Origin of the sequence: Parabacteroides sp. CH2-D42-20 (assembly GCF_003670185.1) — a bacterium.
GTDB lineage: Bacteria > Bacteroidota > Bacteroidia > Bacteroidales > Tannerellaceae > Parabacteroides > Parabacteroides distasonis.
The window spans coordinates 1-4106 of record NZ_RAYG01000066.1 but is presented as its reverse complement, the minus strand read 5'-3'; the positions used below and the strand labels follow the sequence as shown (position 1 = coordinate 4106).

The following is a 4106-nucleotide window of genomic DNA, read 5'->3' as shown; positions in this document are numbered from 1 at the left end:
TGTGAAATAGTCAGCCTTTCTGTTTGAACAGCATTCATGCGAAAAGAACCGTTTCTGTATGATACCCACGGACAATGATTACCGTATCGGTGCAACACGCTGCCACTTTCTGGAAATCCATTGCAAGGTAGTAGATTATATATTCCTTTGTGGCAAAAGAAACAGTAACAATAAAAAGTATGTATATGGAAATCGTATCAATTGAAAGAAAGACCTTTGAGGCGATGGTCGCCAAGTTCGACCGTTTCGTCAGTCGCATGGATGCCATCTGCCGGCGGCACGGAGAGAAGACAATGGGCGAGTGGATGGACAATCAGGACGTTTGCCGGATGCTCAACATCAGCCCACGCACATTGCAGACGCTTCGGGACAACGGGACGCTGGCTTACTCGCAGATAAACCACAAGACGTATTACCGTCCCGAAGACGTGCAGCGTATTGTTTCCGTTGTGGAGGACAGGCGCAAAGAAGCAAAGTTCAAGGGCAGGACGATTTAATCACCCGCATATAGTAAACAAAGTAATTACACTAAATCCAAAGTAACATGAATGAACTGATTAACAAGGACAACGAGTGGATAATCCACTTCATGGGCAGTCTTGACCGTCTTTTGGACAGCTTCGAGCATCTGACCGCCTATTACCGCCCGACACTGAACGGAGAGCGTTTCTTCACCGACAAGGAAGTGTCGGCACGGCTGAAAGTGAGCCGCCGGACACTTCAGGACTATCGAAACGAAGGGCGCATAGCCTATATCCAATTAGGCGGTAAAATCCTCTACCGTGAATCCGACATCGAAAGGATGCTGGCTGACAGCTACCGCTCCGCTTACCGATTGACGGTAACCTGATTTTCTTGAAGAAGCGCAGTTTGCTGTCTGCCTTATGATTGCGTCAGCAATGGACTTTCGGCAAAAAGAGAAAGGAACGGCTTACGGACGGAGCATCAAAATCCCGCTTCGTCTGTAAGCCGTTCCTCTCTTCTTTCTTCTGATTTCCCGTCAGTCGCTTGTTTCCGTTGCCGGATGCTCTTCAAGCGTATGGCAGGCAATGGCAAGGTTTTCGGGTTGAATACGCTCCGCAGGAGGAAGATTCCGCCCGAAACGGCTCTGCCGCCCGACCTTGCCACTACCATCAAGCCATACGCTACCTTTGCATCCGTGCATCGGGAACGAGTGGCTGACGGAATGAACCTCAACTATACCATCGGTTATTACCTCTGACGCTGGCAACTAATAGTGTAATCGTCGTAGCTTTCTTAATGGTGCTAATTTCATTTATTATAAACCGTCTGAACAAGACACTCTCTTTACTGCATATCCTGAATGCAACGGCTATAACCATTTCAATATCATAAACGTCATAACTGATGCCATCCGGTTGCTTGAGATACTTCATCGTGTCAAATTCGTTCAGTTCCTTGTTCTTGTAAATGGTATGAATCGCCTTGTGGACATCGCATGAGAACACACCGAACAGGTCGGCTATCTCAAATTGTGTCATCCACACGGGTGCTGTCGGCATAATGACTACACCCGTTTCACTGATTGTTATTATTCCTCTGTCCATAATGTACTGAATTGATACTGTTTACTTATTGTTGTCTGGCTTTTCGCCGATAGATTGTATTTTCCTGCGTTCCATCAGCTTGTCCATGTCCTTTGAGATTTTATCATCGGTTATCCGTGCGTAACCCTGTGTCGTCCGGATATTGGAATGCCCCATCATCTTGGCAATACTTTCGATAGGTATATCCGCCGAAATCAGGAATGTTCCGAAGCTGTGCCGACTTTGATGATAGCTCAAATTTTCCTCTTTGCCTATGATAACACCCATCTCATGGATATCAAACCAGAGGGCATCACGGCTCGGAAGAGGAAATACGGGCTGTTCGTCATCGGTCGTATTGTACAGTGACAATATCCGCTCCGCTATGGGATGCAGGGGGATGAACGCCTCCACATTTGTTTTCTTGCGGTTGATGCGGATGTGACGTCTGCCTTCTGCATTGCGTCCGATATGATGCGGGTGCAGAAGCTTTATATCCACATACGCCAATCCCGTCAGTGTGGAAAAGATGAATGCCCGTCTTGCAAGCTCCTGACGCTTATCATACATCGGGGTGGCAAGGATTCTCTTGAACTCCTCACGGCTGATGTACTTGTGCCTTGCTTCCGGCTTTGGTTCGTATTCCAGATCCTCGCAGGGATTCACACGGATAATCTCTTTATCGACAGCCAAATAAAGCAGACGGTTCAGCCAGCATAGGCATTTGTTGGTCTGGGAAGCCCCGAAATTCTTGCATTTCTTAAGATATGCCTTGTAAGATTTGCCGAAATCTTCCGTCACTTCCTCAAAGGCGATGTCTTTCTTCCCGAAAGAAGCGAGATAATCCGTCAGGTACTTCTGATAGTACATGGAGTGGCGGTAGGAAGATATGGAATCTATTTCTACTGAATGTTTCCTTAACCGCTCCCTTTCCCATTCCCCCATTTGCAGAAGGGTAACCGGATGAATATTGTTCATGGCGATATGGTTCTTCAGTATCTCCGCACTGACCACGCCTTGCGATTTCAATATCTCATTGTAGGCTTCCTCTGTTATCCGCAGGTATTCCCGTAAACGGCTGTTCTCCCTTGCGGACTTTATCTCGTTCTTCCTGCCGTTCCAGTCTTCCGGTCGGCAATAAATTCCCGTACTGATGACGGTCTGTTTTCCGTCAATGGTTATACGGCAGAGTACGGCAGTCGTTCCGTCAGCCTTTGTCTTGCTGCGGTTGATATAGGGTAACAATGAAAATGTGCTTCGCATATCGTTTTATGTATTAAAGTGTTAATTGAAAATCTTCGGTAGCTTTGATAAACTTATCCATGTCCTCGAAAAGTTTCTTCGGGCTGACACGGGCATAGACCTGAGTGGTGGAAATATCGGAATGTCCCAACATGCGGCTGATGGTCTCTATCGGCACACCCGCTTCGAGTGTTATCAGCGAAGCAAAACTATGGCGGGCCTGATGATAGCACAAGTTATCCTTGATGCCTGCCAGTGCAGCCAACGCTTTCATGTGCCGTTTCATGTTCGGGTGGTGGATTACCGGGAAGAGCGTTTCCCTGTTTTGGTCCTTGTATCTCTCAAGTAGTGCCAACGCTTCGGGAAGCAGTTTCACGCTCGCCCGATGTTCGTTTTTCTTTCGGCGGTATTTCAGCCATAATGATCCGTTGTCATCCGTGTATAGGTTCTCGTCCGTGATGGAAACCACATCAGCGTATGACACGCCCGTGTAGCAGGCAAACAGAAAAAGGTCGCGTGCCAGTATGTGCGTCTTTCGGTACGAAGGTATCTCTACATCACGGATTCTTTCGAACGATTCGCGGCTCAATGCACGTGGTGTCCTTTCTGATTGCCGGGGCAAGGCGAAATGTTGAAAATGGCATTTCTCGGAATACCCTTTCTTGTAGGCAAGGCGGCAGATTTTCTTCAGGATGGCAAGGTGGTGGCGGACGGTATCTATCGCATAGCCTTTATCTTCCGTGACGAAAGCCTGATAGTCGTGGATGAACTGTTCCGTCAATTGTCCGAAAGCCAGATCCTTGACCTTGTACTTGGTTTCGATAAACTCCCCGAGTGTCAGCCGCATATAGTGATAACTGGGATAAGTCCCTTTCGCACGGTCTATGCCGATACGTGCCTTAATGTCGTCACAGATTGCATCTGTCATTTTCATGAGAGTCATCTGCGTTTCCATGCTGCCTTGAAAATAATTCTTCACATCGGTGGCGTCAAAACCGACCTTACGGGATACAAGGCTGTCGAATGCGGCGTTTACCGCCAACAGCAGTTTTTCAATCCTGGCATTGGTTTCCACCGCTTCCTTGCTCTTGCCGTTCAGACGGCTTTCACGGGGATTCCACAGTTCGGGAGTGCAGGACAGCTTAGATCCGAACTGTGCCATCGTGCGGTTCACGGTGACTCTTCCCATTATCGGGGCTTTGCCCGATTTGTCCAGTCCGCTCTTTTTGAGGTAGAGCAACACCTTGAATTTTTCTACTTTCATACGCTTATATTTTTTAGTGCAAAATTACTTGCCGTATAAGCGTTCCTTGATAT

Annotated in this window: 6 protein-coding genes; 2 read left to right on the top strand and 4 right to left on the bottom strand. The window is 47.6% G+C overall.

All coding sequences use genetic code 11. From position 1 onward, the window contains the following. Positions 1 to 185: 185 nt before the first annotated feature. Positions 186 to 497 carry a helix-turn-helix domain-containing protein gene (locus D7V92_RS21600; protein ID WP_121773772.1) on the top strand — a complete coding sequence of 104 codons (312 nt, stop codon included), beginning with the start codon at positions 186 to 188 and terminating at the stop codon, positions 495 to 497. Positions 498 to 544: 47 nt separating this feature from the next. After that, positions 545 to 850 carry a helix-turn-helix domain-containing protein gene (locus D7V92_RS21595; protein WP_121773771.1) on the top strand — a complete coding sequence of 102 codons (306 nt, stop codon included), beginning with the start codon at positions 545 to 547 and terminating at the stop codon, positions 848 to 850. A 95-nt stretch (positions 851 to 945) separates the two neighbouring features. Here the strand turns inward: D7V92_RS21595 and D7V92_RS22340 are convergent, their stop codons facing one another. Genes D7V92_RS22340 through D7V92_RS21575 form a run of 4 tightly spaced genes read right to left on the bottom strand, consistent with a single transcriptional unit; the run spans position 946 to position 4053 of the window. Next, on the bottom strand, positions 946 to 1197 hold the full coding sequence (locus D7V92_RS22340) for a hypothetical protein (protein ID WP_233572891.1): 252 nt from the start codon (positions 1195 to 1197) through the stop codon (positions 946 to 948). Beyond that, positions 1194 to 1568, bottom strand: coding sequence for a hypothetical protein (locus D7V92_RS21585; protein ID WP_121773769.1), 375 nt, complete (start codon positions 1566 to 1568; stop codon positions 1194 to 1196). Before D7V92_RS21585 ends, D7V92_RS22340 begins: the two co-directional genes overlap by 4 nt. A 21-nt stretch (positions 1569 to 1589) precedes the next feature. Then, positions 1590 to 2810: a site-specific integrase gene (locus tag D7V92_RS21580; protein WP_121773768.1), complete on the bottom strand. Its 1221-nt coding sequence runs from the start codon at positions 2808 to 2810 to the stop codon at positions 1590 to 1592. Positions 2811 to 2823: 13 nt separating this feature from the next. Then, the gene (locus tag D7V92_RS21575) at positions 2824 to 4053 is read right to left on the bottom strand and encodes a site-specific integrase (protein ID WP_121773767.1); all 1230 of its coding nucleotides are present in this window, start codon (positions 4051 to 4053) and stop codon (positions 2824 to 2826) included. Positions 4054 to 4106: the final 53 nt, after the last annotated feature.